Genomic DNA, 452 nt, shown 5'->3' with positions numbered 1-452 from the left:
GGCCGATGAAGCCCTGATCGCCGAGGAGCGCGACGACCCCTCGCGCCACCTGTAATTGGATTCCCACCAGGAGAAGCAGGATCACCGCCGTGAAGATCGAGCGGAAGAAGAACAGGAGCATCGCCAGGATGACCGCGAGGCTCAGGCCCGTCACCAGTAGGACGGTTCGGTTGCCGCTCGCGCTCAGATCGGCGACTATCGCCGCCGGACCGGTGACATAGGCTTTGACGCCCGGGGGTGGCGAACTCCGGTCGACGATGCCCCGGACTGCTTCCAGGGACTCGTTCGACAGTGCTTGGCCCAGGTCACCCGCCAGCCCCATCTGGACGTACACAGCCTTGTTGTCGGCGCTTTCCGCTGCGCCTGCGGTGAGCGGATCCCCCCAGAAATCCTGCACGTGCTGCACATGCGCCGGGTCCGCCTTCAGCTGACGGACCAAATCGTTGTAATAC

At 64.4% G+C, this 452-nt stretch carries 1 protein-coding gene; it reads right to left on the bottom strand.

What is annotated here, in order from left to right; all coding sequences use genetic code 11:
- On the bottom strand, positions 1-452 hold a 452-nt coding region (locus tag RM704_RS44735), incomplete at both ends, for an MMPL family transporter (RefSeq protein ID WP_311593618.1).

The sequence above is a fragment of the Streptomyces gottesmaniae genome, assembly GCF_031845845.1.
Lineage (GTDB): Bacteria > Actinomycetota > Actinomycetes > Streptomycetales > Streptomycetaceae > Streptomyces > Streptomyces akebiae.
Note: the sequence above shows the minus strand (reverse complement) of the source record. Positions and strands in the feature narration are given on the sequence as shown.